The 24,449-nt window shown below is 67.6% G+C and carries 15 protein-coding genes and 1 pseudogene; 2 read left to right on the top strand and 14 right to left on the bottom strand.

Translation table 11 applies throughout. The features are described from left to right. Positions 1 to 149: 149 nt before the first annotated feature. From DVU99_RS14150 to DVU99_RS14115, 8 genes are all read right to left on the bottom strand, one after another. The gene (locus tag DVU99_RS14150) at positions 150 to 1,727 is read right to left on the bottom strand and encodes a tryptophan halogenase family protein (RefSeq protein ID WP_114240869.1); all 1,578 of its coding nucleotides are present in this window, start codon (positions 1,725 to 1,727) and stop codon (positions 150 to 152) included. A 187-nt stretch (positions 1,728 to 1,914) separates the two neighbouring features. Continuing rightward, complete coding sequence (locus DVU99_RS14145; protein ID WP_114240868.1) at positions 1,915 to 4,347, bottom strand: TonB-dependent receptor; 2,433 nt, start codon at positions 4,345 to 4,347, stop codon at positions 1,915 to 1,917. Positions 4,348 to 4,792: 445 nt separating this feature from the next. Then, a complete protein-coding gene (locus DVU99_RS14140) occupies positions 4,793 to 7,306 on the bottom strand; it encodes a glycoside hydrolase family 3 N-terminal domain-containing protein (protein WP_343126330.1) in 2,514 nt (837 codons plus the stop codon). 234 nt (positions 7,307 to 7,540) lie between these two features. Then, positions 7,541 to 8,554 carry a LacI family DNA-binding transcriptional regulator gene (locus DVU99_RS14135; RefSeq protein WP_114240867.1) on the bottom strand — a complete coding sequence of 338 codons (1,014 nt, stop codon included), beginning with the start codon at positions 8,552 to 8,554 and terminating at the stop codon, positions 7,541 to 7,543. 163 nt (positions 8,555 to 8,717) lie between these two features. Further along, complete coding sequence (gene tsaB / locus DVU99_RS14130; RefSeq protein ID WP_114240866.1) at positions 8,718 to 9,407, bottom strand: tRNA (adenosine(37)-N6)-threonylcarbamoyltransferase complex dimerization subunit type 1 TsaB; 690 nt, start codon at positions 9,405 to 9,407, stop codon at positions 8,718 to 8,720. Beyond that, on the bottom strand, positions 9,404 to 10,753 hold the full coding sequence (gene creD / locus DVU99_RS14125; RefSeq protein WP_114240865.1) for a cell envelope integrity protein CreD: 1,350 nt from the start codon (positions 10,751 to 10,753) through the stop codon (positions 9,404 to 9,406). Before creD ends, tsaB begins: the two co-directional genes overlap by 4 nt. Positions 10,754 to 10,855: 102 nt before the next feature. Continuing rightward, positions 10,856 to 11,227: a VOC family protein gene (locus DVU99_RS14120; RefSeq protein WP_114240864.1), complete on the bottom strand. Its 372-nt coding sequence runs from the start codon at positions 11,225 to 11,227 to the stop codon at positions 10,856 to 10,858. 69 nt (positions 11,228 to 11,296) lie between these two features. Then, positions 11,297 to 13,231, bottom strand: a complete 1,935-nt coding sequence (locus tag DVU99_RS14115) for an ATP-dependent DNA helicase (protein ID WP_114240863.1) — start codon at positions 13,229 to 13,231, stop codon at positions 11,297 to 11,299. Between the two features lie 74 nt (positions 13,232 to 13,305). Between DVU99_RS14115 and DVU99_RS14110 the strand changes: the two genes are divergently transcribed. Beyond that, positions 13,306 to 13,683, top strand: coding sequence for a VOC family protein (locus DVU99_RS14110; protein WP_114240862.1), 378 nt, complete (start codon positions 13,306 to 13,308; stop codon positions 13,681 to 13,683). A gap of 36 nt (positions 13,684 to 13,719) precedes the next feature. On the opposite strand, the gene DVU99_RS14105 is transcribed toward DVU99_RS14110, so the two are convergent. The 5 genes from DVU99_RS14105 to DVU99_RS14085 all read right to left on the bottom strand — a co-directional run bounded on the left by DVU99_RS14105 (position 13,720) and on the right by DVU99_RS14085 (position 21,599). Continuing rightward, entirely contained in the window at positions 13,720 to 14,250 is a 531-nt protein-coding gene (locus tag DVU99_RS14105) for a tetratricopeptide repeat protein (protein ID WP_114240861.1), read from the bottom strand. A 2-nt stretch (positions 14,251 to 14,252) separates the two neighbouring features. Continuing rightward, entirely contained in the window at positions 14,253 to 16,580 is a 2,328-nt protein-coding gene (gene mrcB / locus DVU99_RS14100; protein WP_198670334.1) for a penicillin-binding protein 1B, read from the bottom strand. 144 nt (positions 16,581 to 16,724) lie between these two features. Beyond that, entirely contained in the window at positions 16,725 to 17,570 is an 846-nt protein-coding gene (locus DVU99_RS14095; protein WP_114240860.1) for an SDR family oxidoreductase, read from the bottom strand. A gap of 10 nt (positions 17,571 to 17,580) precedes the next feature. Continuing rightward, positions 17,581 to 19,293, bottom strand: a complete 1,713-nt coding sequence (locus DVU99_RS14090) for a hypothetical protein (RefSeq protein ID WP_114240859.1) — start codon at positions 19,291 to 19,293, stop codon at positions 17,581 to 17,583. A gap of 170 nt (positions 19,294 to 19,463) precedes the next feature. Then, complete coding sequence (locus DVU99_RS14085; RefSeq protein ID WP_114240887.1) at positions 19,464 to 21,599, bottom strand: bifunctional (p)ppGpp synthetase/guanosine-3',5'-bis(diphosphate) 3'-pyrophosphohydrolase; 2,136 nt, start codon at positions 21,597 to 21,599, stop codon at positions 19,464 to 19,466. A 113-nt stretch (positions 21,600 to 21,712) separates the two neighbouring features. On the opposite strand from DVU99_RS14085, the gene DVU99_RS14080 reads away from it, so the two are divergent. Further along, complete coding sequence (locus DVU99_RS14080) at positions 21,713 to 22,189, top strand: hypothetical protein (RefSeq protein WP_114240858.1); 477 nt, start codon at positions 21,713 to 21,715, stop codon at positions 22,187 to 22,189. 116 nt (positions 22,190 to 22,305) lie between these two features. Here DVU99_RS14080 and DVU99_RS19970 read toward each other — a convergent pair. Beyond that, positions 22,306 to 24,330, bottom strand: a pseudogene (locus DVU99_RS19970) (DUF3418 domain-containing protein); the annotation flags it as partial. Positions 24,331 to 24,449: the final 119 nt, after the last annotated feature.

Here is a 24,449-nt window from a genome sequence, read left to right as displayed (position 1 = left end):
GCCGTCCCTGCGCGGGGGTAGCGCCGTAGCGAAACGCGGCCGCGCACAGGTTACAGGGTTGCATGGGCCGCCGAGTTCCGGCGGGTCTTCAAGAAAAACGGGGCACGGGTTCCATCCCATGCCCCGCCGGCAACAGCATCCCTGCCCCACTACGCAGCGGCGCCCTCCCTTGCCCGACTGCGCAGATGCTCCTCGCACAGTCGCTCGACCAAGGCACGGTGGTCGGGCAGGTCGGTCAACGCTTGCGACGCGGCACGCTGGATCATGGCGAACTCGCGGCGCGCCTCTTCCGCACGGGGATAGGCGCCGCGCATGGGCTCCAGGTCGGTTCGGAATTCCATGCCGTACAACACGTACTGCCAGCTCGATACCAGGAACATCTCGAAATCGTTGACGAAGTCCAGCCGATGCGGCGGGCGGTGCTTCCACTGCGCCAGCTTGTCCTGCAGCGTCTGCGGGATGCTCGCGGGGTCGGTGTTGTCGATCCAGAACGGCGAGTCGCGACGCTGGCTCAGGCAATAGTGCATCTTGATGAAATCGATGATGCGGTCGTAGCGGGCCACCATCATTGCGTTGAAGTGCGTTGCCGCACGCTCCATCGCATCGGTGTCCGATGGCAGCAGGTGGGTGAGCAGGTAGGTGGCCAGTTCGACCAGCGCGATGCCGGTGGATTCGAGTGGCTCGACGAAGCCACCGGCCAGCCCCACGGCAACGCAGTTCTTGCGCCAGTGCTCGGGGCGATATCCCGTCTCGAACTTGATATGCAGCGGCGTCAGCTCATCGGCGACGGGCCCGAGATAGCGGCGGAACACCTGCTCGGCGCGCTCCTGGCCGGTATGGCGAGACGAGTACACGTAGCCCACGCCGCGGCGCTTCTGCAGGCCGATGTCCCAGATCCACCCGGCCTCCTGCGCCGTGGAAATGGTGTAGGACGGAATCGGCGTATCGGCGCGCTCGTAGGGCACCTGCATGGCCACCGCGCGATCGGCGAACAACACGTCGCGTCGGCTACGGAACGGCGACTGCATCACGCCACCGATCAGGCTGCCCCGCAAGCCGGTGCAATCGACGTAGAGGTCGGCGCTGAGTTCGCCCGCGGAGGTGATGACGCGGGCGATGGCACCCTGCTCGTCCAGTTCAGTGCGCTCCACCGTCGCCACGTGACGCTTTACGCCCAATGATTGCTGGCCATGCTCGGCCAGCACGCGTGCGAAACAGGCGGCGTCGAAATGGAACGCATGGTTCATCGGCCCCTGGTAATCCGCATCGGTGGCGCGTTTGGGCGCGCGGAAATGATCCACCAAGGTGGACTGCATGCACACCGCGTCGGCGAACGGCATGCCATGGGGCGCCTCTCCCAGCAGCCAGTACGGCAGCAGTTCAGGGCCGCCAGGACGCTGGCTGGGCAGACTGAAGGGATGGAAGAAATGATCGCTGCCCGGCGTGCCCGGTGGCCGCACCCAGTGACGGTAGTGAATGCCCTGCTTGTAGGTCGCGGTGGCACCCACCAGGAACCGGCGCTCGTCCAGCCCGATGGCCGACAAGGTGCCGCGGATGGAAGGAAACGTCGCCTCGCCCACGCCGAGCAGGCCGATGTCCGGCGATTCGACCAGGTGCACCTGCACGCTGTCGGGATGCACTGCATTCACGGCCTTGGCGAGATAGCAGGCGGCAAGCCAACCCGCCGTACCACCACCGACCACCAGCACATTCTTGAGGCGAGCCATGTGTTCTCCCTAGCCGACCCGGCGCGCGTATCGATCACGCCGATCACAAAGAAAAAAACCGGATCCCCCAAAGGGATCCGGCGAATACGCCATTCATGGGGAGGGCTGGCGAAGGCCTGGAACCTGTCGCCGGCAGAACGGCAAAACGTTGGCGGCGCGGGCACGGTGGGACGCCGCCGGCATACGATCAGAACCAGACGCCCAGCTGGATGCCATAGGTACGCGGCGCCAGGTACTGCGAGACGTACTCGAACGAACCATCGGGCATCAGGAAACGCCCGGCGCTGGTGCGCACCCTGCCGTCGGTGATGTTCTGCACGTAGGCATTGACCCACCACTTGTCACCCGGCTCGGTGTAGCGCAGCGAGACGTCGCCACGGGTGTAGGCCTTCTGCTTGTCGCCATCGCCGAGGTTGAAATAGCTCAGCCACTGGGCGCTCTGGTATTGCGCGCTCAAGCGCGGCGTGAGGCGGCCGCCGTTGCCCAGGTGGAAGTCATGCTCGTAGATCGCGGTAAGCGACACGTTCGGCGCATGCGGCAGGTCGTTGCCCGTCACGTTCATGCAGCTGGCCAGACCCGACTGCGGGGGGCACGCCGGCAGGCCCTGGTAGTCGTTGCTGCCCGCATAGATCAACGTGCCGAGTTTCTTCTTCGGGATGGCCGAGAAGATCAGGTCCGCGCGGTCGTCCTTCTGCTGATAGGCCAGTTCCGATTCGAAGCCCAACACCTCGGTGCTGCCGCCCACGTTGGAGAAGCCCAGGCCAAGGTTGCCGTTCGGATAAGTGATCGGCGCGGACAGCTGGAAGTTCTTGAAGTCCTCGTAGTAGATGGCCGAGTTCCACGTCATGTGGCCGTCGAGGAAGGTGAACTTGCTGCCGATCTCGTAGTTGGTGAGCGTCTCGGGCTTGTACAGCGCACCGCCGTCCTGCGTGCCGCCGGACTTGTAGCCGGTGGACACGCTCGCATAGAGCAGCCCGTTCTCGCCGACATCGGTGTCTACGCGCGCCAGCCAGGTGGCCTTGCTCTTGCTGTATTTGGCGCTGTTGTAAGTGGACACGGCAAAGCCGTTCTCCGGGCCCGGAATGGTGCTGGGCGCGATCGGCACCTGGGGCACGGTCGGGTCGTAGTCCCAACCCCAGTTGACGCCGCCGTCGTTTTCCTTGGTGTCGTGCGACCAGCGCGCGCCGGCAGTGAGGCGCCAGTGGTCGGACATGTGCCAGGTGGCCTGGCCGAAGATCGCCGACGACTCCACCGTTTCCTTCGGCTGGATGAAGGAACCCTGCCAGGCCACGGTGCCGTCCTGGGTGCCGTTCATCTGCGGGATGTCGAAGCGGATGTTGTTGTCTTCGTACGCGTAGTACGCGCCGACGATCCAGTCGATGGTCTGCTGGCCGCGCGACTTGAGATCGATTTCCTGGCTGTAGCTTTCGTAGTTCGAGTAGTTGGTGCGGTCATCCTGGTAGACGCCGCCCGTGGTGAAACTGGTGGGCACCTCGACACCGACATCCTGGTCGTAGTCGCTCTTGCCCGAGTAGCGGTTGTAGCCGGCGATGTAGCTCAGCTCGAGGCCGTCGTTGATGTCCCAGTCCATGCGGCTGCGCACCGTCTTGCTGGTGCGGTCCAGGTAAGGCGCCACGTCGATCAGCGCCGACCAGAAATCCTGGCCCTGGCGCGGCGTCTGCATCAGGCTGAGGCTGGGCGTGCCACGGTCGATGAAGTACTCGTAGGAGATGTTCCACTTGAACGCATCGCTGGGCTGCCACAGCGCGCTGACGCGAACCGCCGACTGGTCCTGCGCGCTGTACTTCTGGCCGCCATGGATGAACTGGTCGGCATTGATCGGCTGGAACTTGGCCGGGTCGCCGCCCGCGGCCAGGTAGGTCGCCTGCTGCTGCGCCACCGACGGCAACTCGCTGGCGGGATTCTGGTAGTCCACGTAGCCGTCGTGCTGTTCGTGCACCACCGCCACGCGCATCGCGAAGGTGCTGCTGATCGGCAGATTGAACGCAGCGCGTGCACCCATCTGGTTGTAGTTGCCAGCCTCGACCTGCGCGTTGCCGTAGAAGCCCGCGTTGATGTCCGGCTTGGCGGTCTGGAAGCTGATCGCGCCGGCGGTGGAATTGCGGCCCCATAGCGTGCCCTGCGGACCACGCAGCACTTCCACACCATCCATGTCCAGCAACAGGCCGGAAGCAGCCTCGGCGCGCGGCGCGTATACGCCGTCGACGAAGGTGGCCACCTCGGGATCGGCGTACTCGGTCTTGGCGCTGTCGTTGCCGATACCGCGCAAGGTAAGGGTCACCACGCCGTGGTCGCCTTCACTGGTGCCCTGCAATCCCGGAACGAGCTTGGTGAGGTCCTGTACGGTCATCACGCGCTCTTTGTCGAGCGTGTCGGGCGTGATGGCGCTCACCGCCACCGGCGTCTTCTGCAGCGGTGTCTCGCGCTTGGTCGCGGTTACCGAGATGGCATCGAGCTGCTTGACCTTCTTGTCCGCCGGCTGGGCCGCACTGGGTGTGGCCTGGGCCTGCGATGAGCCGTCCTGATCGGCCGCCAGCACGGTGCCCGGGGCGAGCACCAGAGACATGGCGACGTACAACGCCGAGTAGCGCAACTTCATTTGGCTTCCCCTCCAAAACATTCGATGGTGTTGTGTCACCGCCCTCGACGGCGACGCGATTGTTCTAGCCCCCAAGTGACAGCGCTGTCATTTTCATGGATGACAGCGCTGTCATGGGGATCATAAAGCGGTTGCCACGCAGAAGCTTGACGCGTGGCAACAACTCTCAACCACAAGACAACATATTGATTTTGTTCATTTAATTTCAGAAGCAACGGCAACATTGACCGGCTTCTTGTGCACAGCAAATGGACGTCCAGGCGTCCCCATCGCAATTCACCGCTGGCGTGCCAGATGACCTCGGATGGTTGAACGATTCGCCGCATCATTCTGCGACGCAGTCAACAGGGCCCTTCCCTACCCCGTGTGTTTCGCGGCCTCGACGCGTTTCACGCGGCGATATCCGCCCTTCGCTGCCTGTGCGCCCAAGGGGCCGCAGGCGGACCTACCTGGCGCAGTCGATCACACGATCCACGTCGGTCCCCAACGCCACGCGACTGATCGCCAGCTCGCTGCCCTTGCCTGCGCTCCATACGAAAGGCTGATCGATGTGATGCATGTCGGCACCCGCGGCACGGAAGCACTTCAGCGGCACACCCACGCGTTGCCACTGCCCGACGGGCAAGGTGGCCAGCTGCGCGCCGAGTTCGATGCGACCCTGGCAATGCTCGCCGCAACCCATGGCGATGGAAGCCTCGTGCGCAGGCAATGCGTCCACGCGCAAGGTGGTCACGAGCATCACGTCGCCGTTGGTCTGGCGGTCGAGATCCAGCGTCGTGCGGGCACGCACGTCCAGTTGCGCACCGGATTGAGCCCAGACGAATCGTCGAGCGTCTTCCTGCGCTTTGTAGTCGAGCGCGCTCATGCGCAGGCTGCCGTCGCTGGTGCCCACGGCCGACACGTCACCCGAAACCGCCATACCGGTCGCTCCCACCAGGCTCAGGCTGTAGCCGTGCACGGCCTTGCCGCGATCGAGGTAATTGCCCACCGGCACCAGGTCACCGCTGATGCCCGACTGCTCGGCAAGTGCGGGCACGGCGGCGTGGCTCGCATAATTGAGGCCATAGCCCAGCGGGAATTGCGCTGGCGGCCCCTCCACCGCGGTACTCGGCCAGCTATAGGCCAGCGTGCCGCGGAAGTCGTGGGCGACCTTGCCGTTCGCCTGGCGCAACAGCACATCGGCCACGCCACCGCCCTCGCTACCCGGCAACCACGCAGCCACGAACGCATCCGAAGCGTTGATCTCGCGATTGACCCACAGTGGACGGCCACTCAGGAACACCGACACCACCGGAATACCCTGCTGGCGGAAGTGGCGCATCAGCTCCAGTTCGTGCTCGTCTCCGGGGTGAAACATCAGGTTGGGGATATCGCCCTGGAACTCCGCATACGGGTCTTCGCCGAACACCACGATGGCCACGTCGGGACGAGCGGTGTAGTGTCCGTCCGCGGCGATTTCCACCGCGCCGCCTGCGGCCTTCGCCTGTTCGGCGATGCCGGCGCCAATGGATTGCGCGTTCGGGAAGTTGGCGTTGGTAAGCCCCGTGCCTTGCCAGTTGAGCGTCCAGCCACCGCTCTGGCGCGAAATATTGTCGGCCCCGTCGCCGGCCACGAGGATGTGCTTGTGCGGGTCGATCGGCAGCACGCCGCCGTTGTTCTTCAGCAGCACCAGCGATTCACGCACAGCGCGGCGCGCGATGGCGCGGTGCGCGGCGCTGCCCAGCACCTGCTCGGCATGCACCGCCAGTGGTTGTGCGGAAGGCAGGCCCGCCTCAAACAGGCCCGCGCGAATTTTCACGCGCAGGATGCGCGCCACCGCGTCGTCCACGCGCGCCATCGGGATCACGCCCGACTTCACCTCGGCCAGGGTGTGCTCGTACAGGCCACGCCAGCTGTCTGGCGCCATCAGCATGTCCATGCCCGCATTGAACGAGGCGGGACAGTCTTCGTTGCTGCAACCGGGCACCTGCCCGTGTGCATTCCAGTCGCCGACCAGGAAGCCCTGGAAATCCATGCGCTGTTTCAGCACGTCGGTCAGCAGGCCCTTGTTGCCGTGCATCTTCTGTTGGTTCCAGCTCGAGAACGAAGCCATCACCGACTGCACGCCGGCGTCGATGGCCGGCGGGTATCCCGCCACGTGCAGGCGCAGGGCGGCCTCGCTGAGCTGGGCGTCGCCCTGGTCCCTGCCATCATGCGTACCACCATCAGCAAGGTAATGCTTGGCCGTGGCAATCACGTGCGAACCGTCGAGGAATTGTGGCGTGCCGACCTTGCCCTGCAGGCCCTCCACCATCGGGCCGGCGTACGCCGCGACGATGCGCGGGTCCTGCGAATAGCCTTCGTAGGACCGCCCCCAGCGAACATCCTGCGGCACTGAAAGCGCGGGCGCGAAGGTCCAGTTGAGGCCGGTGGCCCGCACCTCCTCTGCCGTGGCCTGGCCGATCTCGCGGATCAGCCCCGGGTCATGCGCATTGCCCAGCGCCGAGTTCTGCGGGAACAACGTGGCACCGACGGCGCCGTTGTGGCCGTGCACGGCATCAATGCCGAACAGCACCGGAATCGCCGCGTGTCCGTCGCCGCCATCCATCGAGGCGCGATAGAACGCATCGGCGGTGGCCTTCCACTGCGCCGCGTTGGCCGTCAACTGCTTGTCCGGCTTGGAGTTGCCGCCCGCGAGGATGGCGCCGAGGTGATACTTGCGCACGTCTTCGGGCGTCACGCTGAGGATATCGGCCTGCACCAGCTGGCCCACCTTCTCCTCCACCGTCATCTTTGCCATCAACGCACTGACACGATGCTCCAGCGCCGCGTCCGGCGGCAGCGGCCAGGTGGCGCGCGGCCACTGCCCCGGGTGCACGGTGGTGCTGTCTTCGGCCAGGGCTGCCCGACCGGCCATGCCGGCCAGCGCCAGGGCGATGGCCACGGGTGCAAAACGCAAACGACGAACGGACGCCGGCACAGGTCTCTCCCTCAGGCAACGATGGGCCCTCCCTCGGGGCCTCGGCCATGCAGACTGACAGAAATGACAGCGCTGTCAATTTGCGGCGCAGCACGCACGGCAAAAAATAAATTTCATAAGTAACAATGTGTTATTTCACAAAGCCACGGAACATCAGGGCAAGCCTGGAATGCGGCCTCTGCGGCCGTCTCCGTCGATGGAGAGCCGTCCCGGGACCGGCGGGGGAAGGGTCGATCAGGGCGCCGCGGCGGTGGATTCGCGCTGCATCAGCTCGTAGGGAACCTGCACGAGCAGGCCCGGGCCGCGCCCGCGCAGCAGGTCCATCAACTGCAGCGCCGCGAGCTTGCCCATCTCGCGGCTGGGTTGCCTTACCGTGGTCAGCGGCGGCCACAGCTGCACGGCCATGGGCGTGTCGTCGAAACCGCAGACCGATAGGTCGCGCGGCACCTTGAGCCCGCGCTCGTTGGCGGCCCACATCACGCCAGCGGCCATGTCGTCGTTCGCCGCGAAAATCGCCGTGGGGAGCGCGGGCAGTGCAAACAACTGGCGCGCCGCGATCACGCCGGAGCCGAAGGTGAATTCGCCCTGCACGACATAGTCCGGATCGAGCGGAATGCCCGCGCCCGCCAGCGCATCCTTGTAGCCGGCCAGGCGCCAGCGGCTGGCGCCGTGGTCGGCGATGCCGACGATATGCGCGATGCGGCGATGGCCCAACGCCACCAGGTGCTCGACCAGCGCCCTGGCCGCCTGCTGTTCGTCCATGCATACGCCGATGGTGCCCTTGTGTTGCACCGGCGAGATGCTCGCGTGTGGCACGCCATGCTCCTTCAGGCGCTGCAGCAACGGCGCGCTATCGGTGAGCGGCGGCGTGAGCACGACGCCATCGACGTGATGATCGGACACCAGCGCATCCACGCGGCGAGTGAAATCCTTGTCGCGCATGCGCACCGGGCTGACCATCATGCTGTAGCGATGTGCATCGCAGGCATCGAGCACGCCATCCTGGATCTCGGCCAGGTAGGTGGATGCCGGGTTGTTGTTGTTGTCGTAGAGCATGGCGACCAGGAACGATCGACTGCCGGCGAGCCCGCGCGCAGCGGGGCTGGGCCGGTAGTTCATCGATTCCATCGCGGCGAGAACGCGCTGGCGCGTGGACTCCTTGACCGACGATTCCTCGTTCAACACGCGGGAAACCGTCTTGGGCGAGACACCCGTCGCGCGTGCCACATCTTCCAGGCGTACCCGCATGTTCCCTCCCGGCAAGGCCTTGCTGCGCGCCGACTATGCCTGCCGCGCCCAGGGCTTTACAAGAACCCGCGCATGACCGGGCAAGCAGGCATGCCCCGGCTGTTTTGGGCGCGGCCGTGGCACTGCGGCGAGGCGTACCGCAGCCATCCAAAGGCGGCGATCGTCAGGCCTTGCCCTGCTCCGCCAGGGTGAGCGCGACCTTGTCGCGCAGGTATACCGGCAGCGCATGATCGGGGCTGAGCGTGCGGCCCGCGGCGAACTCGATGGCCGCCAGTTCTGCCACGCAACGGGCCTGTGGAAAACGGCTGCCTTCGGCGCTGCGCAGTTCGCCGGTGAGCCGCGGACGCAACACCTCGGCATATGTCGCCCAGCCGCTGCCCACCACATGCCAGTGCGAGGCCTCGGGCAATACCAGCGCCTCGGGCGTGCACACGCGCTCCTGATCGAGTGCAACCAGGCCGCCGTTGTCGTCGCGGCGATAGCTCGCCGCATAGATCTCGCCCATGCGGGCATCGATCACGGCGAGGATTGCAGCGTCATCCTCCGGCGCCTCCAGCGCCAGCGCAGCCAGCGAGGACACGGTGATGACCGGGACATCCAGCGCCAGCGCCATGCCCTGGGCCAGCGAGACGCCAAGGCGCACCCCGGTGAAGGCCCCGGGGCCACGCCCCACTGCGATCACATCCAGTGCATGCCGGCCCAGGCCCGCTTCGGCAAGCAGCGCATCGGCCATGGGCAACACCAGTTCGGCGTGGCGGCGCGGCGCGATTTCGCTGCGGGCGATCACCTCGTCGCCGTGGATCAGGGCGACGGAGCAGGCTTCGGTGGCGGTTTCGATGGCTAGCAGGTTCATGACCGCCCCATGATAACCGGTGCCGGCTCGGCGACGCTCGGCAAGGTGGCGTACCAGTCGATGCGACGGGTCAGGTACATCAGCAGGGCCACGGTGACCACCAGCACGATGGCGCCGATCAGCAGCGCATACTGTTCCGCCGCCAGCACCACATAGAGCATGGCGTACACCGCCGCCAGCGCGCCGCCCAGCCACAGCCCGGCCCGACGCTCGCCCAGCACCGCCGAGGCATAGCTGCCCATGATCAGCACCACTGAGAGGGAGGCCACCGCGTAGGCGGCGCCGAAACCGATCTGCTCGGACAGTGCCAGCAACAATACGTAGAACGAGGTGAGCGCCGCGCCGATCAGCAGGTACTGCACCGGATGCACGCGCAGCCGCCGCAATACTTCCACCAGGAAAAACGCCACGAAGGTCAGCGTGATGAACAGCAGGCCGTATTTCCCTGCCCGCACGTTGCGCTGGTACACGTCCACCGGCTGGTACAACGCCACGCCAAACGCCGACGCCTGCACCATGGACTCGATCCGGCCCTCGCTGGCATGCCACGACTGCCCATAGCGGCGATTGAGTTCCAGCATGTGCCAGCGCGCGGAGAAGCCGTGGGCATCCACCTTGCGCTCCGCCGGCAAAGCGCTGCCGATGAAGCTGGGATCGGGCCACGGCGCCTGCATCGTCACGTCCACCGACCGCGCCAGCGGCAAGGCGCGCAGCGACTGCGTCCCCGCCAGGCGCAGACTGATGGCGAACTCGATGGGCTGCCCCGACAAGGCGTCCAGATCCACGGGCACCGTCACGGTGGACCACGAGCCACCGAAACTCGCCGCCGACGAGGTGAACTGTTGCGGCCGGCCATTGATCAACAGCTGGTTCACCTCCTGCAGCCCTTGCAGGTCACCCAGCACCAGGCGCAGCTCGGCCTTGTTGCCATCCCAGCTGGCCGCGTCGTGCTCGCGTGCCTGCACGATGTCGGCCGGCAGGAAGCGGCCGTGCAGTTCCACCGTGGCACCGAACACCGGCGCTTCGTAGATGCCGTAACGCCGCTTGTCGGTGTGCATGCCGATGCGGGTGCTGGCGGTGTCCGGCAATACGTAGGTGACGTCGCCCTGCGTGCGCACCACGCCCTGGCTGTCGGCCACCGGCTGGCGCGTGGGCACGGCCAGCACCAGCCCGCCTATCACCTGTTCACCACCCCAGCCCTGAGCGATCTGGTCGACGGCTGCCTGCCGCATGCCCTGGCGCTCCACCACCAGCGACTGCACCTTCCACAGCGGCAGCAGCATCAGCAGCGCCAGCAAGCCCAAGCCGAGAATTCGCGCTGTCCAACCGCGCATCCAGTGCCCCATGTCCTTCACTCCTGAAAAGGGAGTACCCATGGAAACGCAGGCGCGGGCAAAGGCGCTGGCCGCCTGATGCCGGGCAGCCAGCAAACTCTGGCGAAACGACGATCAGGCCGCCGGGGGCTCCCACAGCTCGATGCGCGTGCCGTCAGGATCGGTGATCCAGCCGAAGCGACCGTACTCGCTCTCTTCCACGCGCTCGTCCACGGCGACGCCGGCGGCACGCAGCTTGGCCAGCAGGGCATGCAGGTCGTCCACGCGCAGGTTGATCATGTAGCTCTGCGTGGTCGGTCCGAAGTATTCCGTGTTGGCGGCGAAGGGCGACCACAGGGTGTAGCCGGCACGCTCGCCATCCTCCGACCAGCGCGCACCGCCCCAATCGTCGACCGGCAACCCGAGGTGCTGCGCGTACCACTGGCTCAACGCCTTGGGATCACGTGACTTGAAGAAGATGCCGCCTAGTCCGATGACCTTGGCCATATGCCTGTCCTCCGCCCGTGGCTGGTGCACCATGGTCATGCCGGTGCCGCCCCGCGTCCAGTGCCGCCGCTACGGTCGAGCGGGCCCCTGGGTGGTGAAGAACGCCTGCACGTCGGCCAGCTCCCGCGTGCGCGGCATGGCCGGGAGGCTGGCCAGGAACAGCCGTCCGTAGCCCTTGCTGGTCAGGCGCGGATCGCACAGCACCAGCACGCCGCGATCATGCACATCGCGGATCAGCCTGCCCGCGCCCTGCTTGAGCGCAATCACCGCGCTGGGCACCTGCCAGCCCATGAAGGGATTGATGCCCGCCTGCTCCAGCGCCTCGAGCCGGGCCTGCAGTACCGGGTCGTCCGGCGAGGCAAATGGCAGCTTGTCGATCACCACCACGCTGAGCGCCTCGCCGGCCACGTCGACGCCTTCCCAGAAACTGGCCGCCCCCAGCAGTACACCGTGGCCGCTGTGGCGGAAATCCTCCAGCAGTTGGTGGCGCGGCGCGGTGCCCTGCACGAACAATGGCCAGGGGACGCGATCCTGCAACAGCTCGGCGGCGCGACGCAGCGCACGATGCGAAGTGAACAACAGGAAGGCGCGGCCGTTGGAGGCGTTGAGCACGGGCAGCAAGGCGTCGATCACGCGGTCGGTGTAATCGCGCGCCGAGGGATCGGGCAGCGATGGCGGCAGGTAGCACAGCGCCTGCCTGGCGTAATCGAACGGGCTTTCCACCTGCAGCGTCTGCGGATCGTCGAGCCCCAGCTGCCGCGCGAAGTGATCGAAGCTGCCGGCGACCGACAAGGTGGCCGAGGTGTAGATCCAGCCGGCCTGCGTCTGCTCGCGCATCGCGCGCAGCGGTGCGGCGAGGTCCAGGGGCGTGGCATGCAGGGCGAGGCCGCGCGGAAACAGCTCATACCAGCGTACGTCGCGCTCGCTGTCTCGCTCGGCGATGCGGTCGAGCCGTTCGCTGAGCACCGCGGCGCGTTCATGCGCGTTGGCGAAGCCACGCGAGCGATCCGCCTGCGAGGCCAGCCCGTCGGTGAAATCCGCCAGCACCTCTCGCAGCTCGTGCAGGCCCTGCGCGATGGCGCCCACTGCTTCCAGCTGGTGGAACGGACCGCGTTCGGGCAAGGCGTCCATCGCCAGGCGCAACCTGCGCACGGCATCCTGCACCGCTTCGGCCGGCTCCAGCAGCAGGCCGATGGCGCCGGTGACGCCGTTGCATTCGGCCAGGCTGTCCTGCGCCAGCTCGCTGATCTGGCGCGCGCTGATGCTCTGCGAGAAGAACTGGCCGGCCAGTTCCGGAATCTGGTGGGCCTCGTCGAGGATGAAGGCGCTGGCGCCGGGCAGGATCTCGCCGAAGCCCTCCTGCTTGAGCGCGAGATCGGCGAACAGCAGGTGGTGATTGACCACCACCAGGTCGGCTTCCTGTGCCTCGCGGCGCGCCTTGATCACATGGCAGTCGTCGTAGAACGGGCACTCCACGCCCAGGCAGTTCTCCGGTGTGGAGGTCACGCGCGGCCACAGCGGCGACTCCTCCGGCACCTCGGCCAGCTCCATGCGGTCGCCGCGTCGCGTGCGTGCCGACCACGCGCGCACCGCCGCCAGCTGCGCGGCCTGCGCGCGATCGAAGCTGGCGCCTTCGCGCACGGTCTGGTCGAGCCGGTACAGGCACAGATAGTTGGAGCGCCCCTTGAGCAAGGCCGTCTTCAAGCGCGCGTCCAGCACCGAGCGCACGCGTGGCAGGTCGCGGAAATACAGCTGGTCCTGCAGCGCCTTGGTGCCGGTGGAGACGATCACCCGCTCGCCGGAAAGCAGTGCCGGCACCAGGTACGCAAAGGTCTTGCCGGTGCCGGTGCCTGCCTCGGCGATCAGCGTCTCGCGCTCGGCAATGGCGTGCTGCACCGCCTGCGCCATGGCCTGCTGGGCGGCGCGCGGTGCGAAATTGGGTAGCTCGCGGGCAAACGGGCCTTCCTGGCCGAGCAGCGCGGCAACGTCCTCGTGATCGATCATCCGCCCAGTATCGCCGACCCGGGCATCACCTGCGAATGCCCTAGACTGCAGGCGGCCCACCATGGAGCAACGCCATGTCCACGCCCATCGCCGGCATCGGCCAGATCGCCGTCACGGTCAGCGACGTCGACGCCGCGCTTGCGTTCTATCGCGACATCCTCGGCCTGAGCTTCCTGTTCCGCCCCGCCCCCAACCTCGCCTTCCTCGATTGCGGCGGCGTACGGCTGATGCTGTCCACGCCGCAGGGCGCCGGCGCGGTGGGCGGCAATTCCATTCTCTACTTCAGGGTGGGCGACATCGGCCGCACGTTCGCCGCACTGCTCGATCGCGGCGCCGTCGGCGAGCGCGAGCCGCAGGCCACGGCGGAGCTGTCCGACCACACGCTGTGGCTGGCCTTCCTGCGCGATCCGGACGGCAACCTGGTGGGGCTGATGGAAGAGCGCAGGCGCTGACGCCCCCGCATCTGCGCGAGGGCGTCGGCCTTTCGCTCAGTAGCGCTGCATGCCTTCCACGTGGCACTGCGCCACCGACTTGCTGGCATTGGCCGCGCCCGATTCATCGCCCGCGTGCTCGCGCAGTTCCACGATGGTCTGCCAGTTGCGCGCGCACAAGGGGCCCAGCTTCGGCCCCAGGTCCCAGGAGCGCTGGGCGAGCTTCTCGGCGCCGGCGTAATCCTTCAGGCGAATCGCCAGTTCCGCGCGATCCTGCAGCAGGTCCGGCGAATCAGGGCTGATCTTCAGTGCCTGGTCGAGTTTGCCCGCGGCATCCTGGTACTTGCCGGTGCGCATGTCGCCGTCGGCCGAATCCTGCAGTGCGGCGACGCCCGGATCACGCAAGGGATTCACGTCGATGACCGACTTTTCCTTCTCGCCCGCGGCGTGGATCGCCGCCAGCATCTGGTCGTCGGACACGGTGGGACGGGTGGCCTGTGAAGGCGCGACGGGCTGGCTGCAGGCAGCCAGCAGCGCCACGGCAAGCGCAGCGGGCACGGCAAGGGCGTGAAGATGGTGACGCGACATGATCAATCTCGGATGGGTGCTGTGGAGGCCGGCGCCGGGGCCTGGTCACCGCCGCCAAACAGATTGCCGACGTGCTGCCAGAAACAGCCCTCGGCATCTTGCGACAGTGTACCGGCGACCACCGGCAATTCACGCGCTCCCTCGCACCCCTGTTCCGTGCGCTTGCCATCGGCCGGATTGATCCAGGCCATTTCCAATCCATCGCCCGGTGCCGCCGACAACGGCTTCGTCGGCAGCTTGCGGAACAGCTCCTGCCAGGCCCGCAGGCTGCCGGTCGCACCATACAACCCGCTGGGCTTGTTGTCATCGCGGCCCATCCAGAACACCGCCAGGTGCTCGCCGGTGAAGCCGGCGAACCAGCTGTCGCGCATGTCGTTGCTGGTGCCGGTCTTGCCCGCCGCATTGAGGTAGGCCAGGCCGGAGCTGCCGATCGAGGCCGCTGTGCCGGAGCGCGCCACCTGCTGCATGGCCCACGTCACCAGGCGCACCGCCGGCTGGTATTCGCCGGGGCCGGTCTTCACTTCGTAGCGCTTGACGGTCTGCCCGTTCGCATCGACCACGCCGCGCACCGCCACCAGCGGCAGCGCATGGCCATCAGCGGCGATGTATTGGTAGAGCTGGGTGGCCTGCAGCGGCGACATGTCCAGCGCGCCGATCAGCAGCGACGGACTCGGGTTGACATCAGTGAGGCCGAACGACTGCAGGAAAGCGCGGATGCGCGACACGCCCACGTTCATGCCCAGGTTGATGGTCGCCAGGTTCCACGAATGCACCAGCGCATCGACCATCGGCACCGAGCCGTGCACGTCGCCCTCGTCGTTCTTCGGCGTCCAGTAGCTGCCATCGGGCTGGCGCATGCTGACCGGCGAATCCTCCACCGGGCTGCCAAGGTTCCAACGCTCCGGGTTGGTCAGCGCCACCAGGTAGACCAGCGGCTTCACCAGCGAGCCGATCTGGCGGCGCGCATCCAGCGCGCGATTGAAGCCCTGGTCGCCTGGCTCCTTGCTGCCCACGATGGCGAGCACGGCGCCGGTCTGCGCCTCGGTCACGACCGCCGCCGCCTGCGCCGCCGCGCCGCGCTTGCCCAGGCCGCTGGTGGTGGTGGTGATGGCCTGCTCCGCATACAACTGGGCGGCCGGGTCCAGCGTGGTGAAGATGCTCAGGTTGCCGTTGGACAGCGTCTGGTCGTCGAAGTCGCTGGTGATCTGTGCACGCACCAGCTGCATGAAGGCCGGGAAACGGTTGTGCGGCAGCTGGCCGTTGGTGACGATGCCCAGTGGCGTGGCCTTGTAGCCCGCGGCCTGGTCCGCCGTGATCAGGCCGGTCTCGACGAACTGGTCCAGCACCAGGTTGCGGCGCGACAACGCGCGGTCGGGATAACGGCGCGGATCGTAGTAGCTCGGCCCCTTCACCATGCCGATCAGCAGCGCCATCTCCTGCGGCTTGAGGTCTTCCATGCGGCGGCCGAAGTAGAACTCCGACGCGGCGGCAAAGCCGTGCACCGCCTGGCTGCCCTGCTGGCCGAGGAATACCTCGTTGACGTAGGCCTCGAGGATGCGGCTCTTGTCATAGTGCGCCTCGATCAGGATCGACATCAGCGCTTCGTTGAGCTTGCGCGAGAAATTCTGCTCGCGATCCAGGAACAGGTTGCGCACCAGCTGCTGGGTCAGCGTGGAGCCGCCCTGCACGGTGTGGCCGGCACGCAGGTTGGCGAAGGAAGCGCGCAGGATCGCACTGAGGTCGATGCCGAAGTGATGCTTGAAGTCGCGGTCTTCCACCGCCTGCAGGCCATCGAGCAGCAGCGGCGGCACGTCGGCCAGGCGCACGATGCGGCGCTCTTCCTGCTGCGAGCCGTAGAGGGTGGCGATGCGCGCCGGGTCGAGGTGGGTGAGGTCCAGCGGCTTGCCGGTAGCCAGGTCCTTCACGCTCGCCACCTGGCCCTTGCCCAGCGCCACGCGCACCCGCTTGGGCACTTCGCCGCCGTCCGGGCCGGCATAGCCGCGCGAGGCGATGGTGTAGGCCCCGCTCTCCTTGGTCCAGGTGCCGGCCACCTGGCCCTTGCCGTCGTTGCTGTAGCCGGCGAAGGTCAGCTCGAGCTCCAGCGCCGCCGGCGACATCGGCTCGCCAGCCGAGAGCGGCAACGGGCGCGCGTACACGCGCGTGGGCACGGCGAACACCAGGTCGTTGAAGCGGTCCTGCACGCGCTTGTTCAACACCAGCGTGTAGGGCAGCACGAAACCGAACAGCAGGCCCATGCAGACCCAGAACGGAATGCGTACCCAGGGCCAGATGGCGATGGCGAACGAGCGGAGGCGGGAGAAGAAGGCCAAAGAGGGAGAATCCTGAACAGGAAGGCCCGGGGATCATAGGGCCTGCAAACCGGCGGGCATCTGAACGCAGCCCACGGTTTGTGGCGCCTGGCGGGCGATGGCGGGGCAGCCGGAGGACCGCATGGCCTGCCCCAAGGCGGGAAATTACAGGGACGAACCCGGGGTCCAGCAGCCGGCGTCGGGCCGGAACGGGCGTGGCGAGACGCCCAGCAGGCGCTGCAGCTCGCCGTTGTCGGCCACCAGATTGGCCTCCAGTCGCGTGAGCGGCCCGCGCAGGCGCGGCACCGCCTTGCGCCCTAGCCGCAGCAGCCAGGCGGGCAGCGGCACCGGCAGGGTCGGCAGCGGCAGGCTGCGGCGGACCCGGGTAAACATCTCGCCCGCAGTGATCCGCTCTCCGCCGCCGAGCGGCAGCACATGCCCCGCGGCTTCGGGATGGTCGAGCGCCGCCACCACCGCTGCCGCGATGTCGTCGGCATGCACCGGCTGGCGCAGGCCACGTCCGGCGGGCAGGGGAAATAGCCGCAGGCGCATCGCGCGACGGGCGATCGGGGTCAGGCTTTTGTCGAGCCCCGCCCCATAGATCAGGGTGGGACGGAACACCGTCCACAGTGCGCCCTGGCGTTCGCACACCTCCGCCAGCGCCGCTTCGCCGTCGCGCAGGGCCTGCGAGATCGCCCGCTCGGCGGCCACATCGGAGTTTTCCTTGGACTCGGCGCTCATCGAACTGGTCGCGATCACCCGGGTACCCGGCGACAGCGGCACCGAACCCAGCCATTGCGCGAAGGCCAGCAGCGGGCCGAAGCTGATCACGGCCAAAGGCCGGCCCACATCGGGCACGCGATCGGGCAAATGCCCCTGCAGCCAGCGCAGGCCCGGCTCGGCCGGTTGCACGTGCCGGCTGAGCGCGACCACGGTTTCACCGCGCGCCACCAGGCGGGGTAGCAGGAAATGGCCAATCTGACTGCTGGCCCCGAATACCACGATGGTCATGCCAGAACCCTCAGCCGCCGGACTGCAGCCGCGCCATCAGCGAGGCCAACCGCGGATTGCCCGGCGCGAGCTTGCGCGCGCTGTCCAGCGACTGCGCAGCCCCAGCGCGGTCGCCGCCCTGCAGCTGCTGCTCGGCCTGGTCCATCCAGGCGCCGGCCAGGCGCAGACGGAGTTGGCCCTGCCCGGCGTCGCCGGGCGACAGGTCGGAGAGGTCGGAGAGGCGTTCACTGGCCACCGACAGGTTGCCGCTGGCCAGCGCCTGGTTGAACTGGCCGATCGCGAGATTCGGCAAGGTCTCCAGGCCATGGCGCGCGGCATCGTTGTTGCCGTCGATGGCCAGCGCCTGGCGATAGAGGTCATATGCGCTCTCGCCCGGCGGCAGCATGATCTTGCCCTGCCGGGCGGCCGTATCGGCGCGCTGGATGGTGCGGGCCAGCTCGGCGCTCTGCTGCGGGCTCAGCACCGGATGCTGCATGGCCGCGCTGTCGTTGGCGCTGATGTCGCTGGCTGCCTGCGCGGCGGCGGTCTTGCGCGCGTCGCCCAGGCGCGCCCGCGCGGCGGCAAGGTCGGCCGAGCGCGGGGCCAGCTCGGCGGCCTGGTCGAGCAGCTTGCGTGCGTGCTCGCTGTCGCCACTGTCCAGCGCCGCGTCGGCCTGCACGATCAGCGCCTGCGCCACCTGGCCAAGGCCGGCCTTGGCGTCGGCATTGTCCGGATCGATCGCCAGCGCCGCCTTGAAATGCGCCAGCGCGGTGTCGTCGCCGTCGCCAGTAATGCGGCCGGCGCGCAGCGCGTCCTGCCCCTGCTTGATGGCGTCGGCCAACTGACCGTTGTTCTGCTGGTCCACCTGCACCAGCGCGGCGCGCAAGGCCGGCAGTTCACCGTAATTGGGCAGCAGCGTGCCAAGACGGTCGATCAATGCGGACGCCGTGGCGTGGTCGCCCGCATCCAGCGCCTTGTGGGCCTGCGCGGCGAGTGCGTCGCCCACCTTGTCCAGGCCATGCTGGGCCACGGCATTGTTCGGGTCGGCGCTCAACACCTTGCGATACAGGGCGCCGGCGCCGTCATCGCCATCGAGCTTGCCCGCATCAAGGGCGGCCTGCGCATTCTCGATCAGCTGGTCGGTCTGCACCGAGCCGTTGCGGGCGGCAGCCAGCGCCTGGGTGAGACGGTCGACGTCACTGCCGCCCCCGAGCAACTCGCGCGCGGTGGCCAACGCCTGGTCGGCATCGTCGAGCTTGTGGGCCTGCAGCGCCGCGTCGGCACGGGCGATCTCGGCAAGCCCCACCTTGCGCAAGCCGTCGCGGGCGCGATCGTTGTCCGGTTGCAGGGCACGCGCGGCCTCGAACAGCTCGCGCGCACTGGTGCCGTCGTTGCCGTCCAGGCGGCCTTCCTGCAGGGCGGTTTCGGCACGGCCCAGCACGCCATCGAGTTCGGTGCTCGGCACCAGTCCGCGCAACCGGTCCTGTTCCATCCACAGCGTGGTACCCACGCCGATCACCACCAGCAGGGCCAGCGGAATCAGCCAGCCGCGGCGGCGTGGGCGCGGCGCTGCCGGCGGACGTGCGTGCCCCGTGCGGCGCAGGTCGGGATCCAGCGTGAACCGGGGCAGCCCGTCGTCACCCTTGCCGGAGGGCGCCGGCTGGTCCAGGTGGTCGAGGTCGCCCAGGGTGGGCTCGGTGCGGCCCTGCGACCCGTGGTCGTGCTGGTCTTTGCGTCCGTTCATGGGTTCACGAGGGTGGAATCAATCAGCGGCAGCTTAAGGCAACACCGATGAAGTATCACTGTCGCCACCGCTCCGGTCTGCCCGCAGATCGCCGGGGTGTCGTTCACGGCGGACCGGCAAGCCGTGGGCGGACGGCGGCGGCCCGCCTATGGCCTGTCAACGCGCAGCGTTCAGCCGCCGCTGACGCGACGGGCGTCGACCACGTTGGGCAGCGCCACCAGCCGGCCCAGCAGCCCCGACAACTGCTCGAAATCACGCACGCGCAGGGTGAAGCGCATCTCCACTTCGCCGGTGCGGCTGAACACGCGGCTGGACGAGGCGATGATATAGGTGCCGGCATTGCTGATCAGGCTGGTGACGTCCTTCTGCAAGCCCTTGCGATCGTAGCCATGCAGCTCGATGTCCACCTCGTAGGCGCGCGCCGATGCCTTCCCCCACTCCACCTCGATCACGCGATCGGGGTCGCGCCGGGCCAGGCGCAACAGGCTGGGACAATCGGCGCGATGCACGGACACGCCGCGCCCCTTGGTGACGAAACCGCGCACCGGATCGCCCGGCAACGGCTGGCAGCAGCGTGCCAGCGTGGTCAGCAGGTTGCCCACGCCTTCGATGCTCAACGCACTGTGGTCGCGCGGCAGCTGACGTGCCGCCGGAGGCGGCGCCGACTGGGTCACGGCCGGCGCCGGTGAAGCCGCCTCCTGCAGCACGCGCGAGATCTGTCCAGGGGCCACTTCACCCAGCGCCAGCGCCACCAGCAGCTCGTCATGCGTCTTCAAGTGGAAGTGCGCGGGAAGCTTGCCGATGTCCGCAGCAGGCAGCGCCAGCCGCCTGATCTCCTTTTCGAAGATGGTGCGGCCGGCGGCGAGGTTGGCGTCGTGGGCAATGCGCCGGAACCAGGTGCGCACCTTCTCCTTGGCGCGCGAGGTATGCAGGTAGCCGTGGTGCGGCGACAGCCAGTCGCGGCTGGGCTCGGCCACCTTGGCGGTGAGCACTTCCACGCGGTCGCCGCTGCTGGGCTGGAAGGTCAGCGGCACGATGCGGCCGTTGACCTTGGCGCCGCGGCAACGGTGCCCCACCTCGGTATGCACGTGGTAGGCAAAGTCCAGCACGGTCGCGCCATGCGGCAAGTCCACCACCTCGCCCTTGGGGGTGAGCACGTAGACGCGGTCTTCCAGCAGCTCGGTATGCAGCTCGGCGGCGAGGTCACCCTCGCTGTCCGGACGCGGCTCGAGCAGGCGGCGCATCCAGGCGATCTTCGCCTCGAATTCGCTGTCGCCGCTGCCGCCTTCCTTGTAGCGCCAGTGCGCCGCCACGCCCAGCTCGTTGACGCGGTGCATCTCCTGGGTGCGGATCTGCACTTCCAGCGTCTTGCCGCGCGGGCCGATCACCGCGGTATGCAGCGAGCGGTAGTCGTTGCCCTTGGGGCGCGCGATGTAATCGTCGAACTCGCCGGGCAGGTGCGGCCACAGCGTATGCACGACGCCGAGCGCGCCGTAGCAGTCGGCCACGCTGTCGACCAGCACGCGCACGGCGCGGATGTCGTAGAGATCGGAGAACTCCAGCGCCTTGCGCTGCATCTTCTTCCAGATCGAATAGATGTGCTTGGGTCGGCCGGCCAGGTCCGCGCGGATGCCGGCGGCATCGAGCGCACGATGCAGCACGTCCAGCGATTCGCGGATGAACTCCTCGCGATCCACGCGGCGCTCATCGAGCAGGCGGGCAATGCGCTTGTACGTATCCGGTTGCAGGTAGCGGAAGCTCAGGTCCTCCAGCTCCCACTTCAACTGCCAGATACCCAGGCGATTGGCCAGCGGCGCATGGATGTCGCGGGTGAGTCTTGCCAGCGGCTGCCGCTCACTGTCCGGCCAGGTGCTGGCCGCGCGCATGCGGGCCAGCTGGCGCGCGAGCAGGATGAACACCACGCGCAGGTCACGGATGATCGCCAGCAACAACCGGCGCAGGCCCTCGGCCCCGTGGTCGGCGCCGTGCTGGGCATGCAACGCCCACACCCGCTCGGCGGCAACCTGGCCACCGACCAGTCGCTGCAGTTCAGCCGGCAAAGTGGGCTCACGCAGGGTCCACAGCGCCGGATCGACGCGTGCCACCTCGAACCACAGCGCGGCGGCCTGGGTCTGCGCGTCGCAACCGAGCATGGCCAGCAGCTCCAGCACGTCGACGCACTCGGCCTGGTTCACCGGCAGCGAGGCACACGCGTCCAGCGCCTCGCCCAGCACGGGCGGAACGCTGCCGGCGCGTTCGCGCCACTCGGCGAGACCCGAGCTTGCATGGAGGGCGGCCTGGACCATGCCGTGCATTCTAGTGCACCCGAGCCTCGCCGCCCCGCCCTCGCATGAACCAGCGGTTCATGCCGTGTATGCTGCGCCAGCGAGTTTTCTTCCCAGTTCGAGAGGATTGCCCCATGCGTCTGCTCCGCTTGCTGCCCTTGCTGATGAGTGCTGTCCTGGCTGTCCCTTCACTGTCCCTCGCTGCGGACCAGTACGTGCCGCTGCAGCAGCGCATGAGCCCCGAGGAGTTCAAGGCCGCAGGCCTGGACAAGCTCAGCCCCGAGGAACTGCAGAACCTCGACAATTGGCTGAGCGGGCACGGCAAAGTGGTGACCAAGGTGGTGGACCAGGCCGGCAACCCGGTGTTCTACCCGACCAAAGAGAAGGCTGGCCCGGTGCAGGCGCGACTGCAGGGTGAATTCGCCGGCTTCAGCGGCCACACCGAGTTCACCCTGGACAATGGGCAGGTCTGGAAGCAGGCTGACACCAGCCGGCTTTCGTGCATGAGCAGCACCAACCCGAAGGTGACCCTCCGCCGTTCGCTGATGGGTAATTGGATGGCGGCGGTCGATGGCTGCAACGACACCACCAGCATGGTGCGCGTCAAGTAGGAGCGCACCCTGTGCGCGAAAAGCCTGCGAAGCGGTGAAGCCGCCACCCTGGGCTGCGCGCGAAAACCAAACTGCTGACCACACCCCCGCGCCGCGGCCGCGCGACGGGTGCGCTCCTACAGGTTTTCCAGGGCGCGGGTGAGGCGTTTGGCGGACACTGGTTCTGGCGTCTTCAGCTCCTGCGCGAACAGCGAGACACGCCATTCCTCGATCAGCCAACGCAGCTCGTCCAGTCCAGGCGTGCCGGCGGCCCGATGCTTGAGGTAATCGCGCCAGAACGGCAGCACCTGCAGCATGCGCTGCTGGTCCTTGGCCGGATCCTGGCGCAGGCGTTCCGCGCGCAGGCGCATGGCCTTGAGGTAGCGCGGATAGTGCGCCAGTCGTGACGTCGGCAGCTCGCGCAGGAAGCCCGGCACCAGCAGGCCGTCCAGCTGTTCACGCAGATCGTCGTAGCTGGCGCGCGCAAAGCCCATCAGCGGCGGTTGCAGCCACGGCTTGAGATCGGCCTGGGCTTCGATGATGGGCTCGGCCAGTTTCAGGCGATCCACCGCCGCGCCGAACAGCTCGCGCGCCGCCTGCGTATGCAGTGCCTCAAAGGTACCGGCCGTGCGCACGTCCAGCACGTGGCGTTGCAACAGGTCGCTGAAGCCGCCTTCCACGAGGTCTTCCCGCAACCCGTCCACGCCGCCCAGCGGCGCGTACTTCAACGCCAGCGGGTTGCCTACCGGCAGGCGTCGACGCGCCTGCTTCATGTCACTGGCCAGCGCATGGCGCAGCAGGCGCACCACGCCCTGCACATGCGCCTCGCGTGCCTCGTCGCTGCGCTCGAACACGCGCAGCGCCACGGCATCGCCCAGGTCCACCAGCGCGGGATAGGCCAGCAGGCCGCCCGCCGAGCGCACCTGCGCGGGAATTTCCTCGAAATCCCAGCTCGCAATGTCCTCGCGGGTGAGTTCGATGTCGGTCTTGCGCGAGAACGCCTCGCGCGCCTGGCCTTCCCATTGCGCGCGTATCACCGCAAGGTCGCGACCGGTGGCCAGCGTCTTGCCGTTCTCGTCGTGCAGGCGGAAGCGCATGCGGAAATGCGCCGGCAACTCCACCACGTCGAAATCGGCCACACCGACATCGACGCCGGTGGCACGCTTGAGGAACACCGCCAGCGCTTTGTGCAGCGGCTCGTCGCGCGGCGCTTCGGCCTCGACGAAGGCGCGGGCGAAATCCGGCGCGGGCACGAAGTTGCGGCGCAGCGCCTTGGGCAGGCCGCGGATCAGTTCGGCCACCTTTTCAGGCAACAGGCCGGGCACCAGCCATTCGCAGCGCGCGGCGGGCAGCGCATTCAACATGGCCAGTGGCAGGTGCAGCGTCACGCCGTCGGCATCATCGCCAGGCACGAAACGGTACTCCAGCCGATACTTCTGCGGTGGAACATCGAGCGACGCCGGAAATGCCCTGGGATCGAGCCCGGCACCACTACTCATCACATCATCGAGCGACCAGCGCAACGCAGCCTGCTCGGCCGGGCGCGCCTTGCGGTACCACGCATCCAGCGCGCGGCTGTCGGCGATGTCCTGCGGCAGCTTGCCTTCGAAGAAGCCGACCAGTTCGTCCTCGGAGCGCAACAGGCCCTCGCGGCGCTGCTTGGCCTCTATAGCGAAAACTTCTTGCAAAATGCGCTGGTTGGCGCGCACGAAGTCGGCGCGCGCGTCGATATCGCAGCGAACCAGTGCCTCGCGCACGAAGATTTCGTGCGCCAGCGCGGGGTCCTGCTGCTGGAAAGTCACCGGGCGGCGCTCGACCAGGGTCAGGCCGAACAGGCTCACCTGCTCGTAGGCCACCACGTGGCCTCGCTTGCGCGACCAGTGCGCATCGCGGCAGGAGGCGCGCAGCAGGTGCGAAGCCTGCTGTTCGATCCACAGCGGTTCGACGCGGGCGCACATCATGCCCCACACGCGGCCGCCCACGTCGAGGATCTGCGCGGCGAAGATCCAGTTCGGCGGCACCTTCGACAGGGAAGATCCGGGGAACACCTGGAAGCGGCGCTCGCGCGTGCTGCGGTAAACGCCCTTCTCGTCCTTGTGGCCAACCTGCGTGGGCAGGCCGGTGAGCAGGCTGCGGTGGATGGATTCGAATTGGCGCGCGGCGGCGTCGCCTTCACTCTCTCTCCCCTCCGGGGAGAGGGTTGGGGCGAGGGGCGGGTGCTCGCGGGAGGACTAGCTACCACCGTTCTTTTCGCCGCGGCCGGCCGCCTTCTTAGACGATC

This window comes from Dyella sp. C9 (assembly GCF_003332825.1).
Lineage (GTDB): Bacteria > Pseudomonadota > Gammaproteobacteria > Xanthomonadales > Rhodanobacteraceae > Dyella.
The sequence above is the reverse complement of the archived record's forward strand: the minus strand, read 5'-3'. Positions and strand labels throughout refer to the sequence as shown.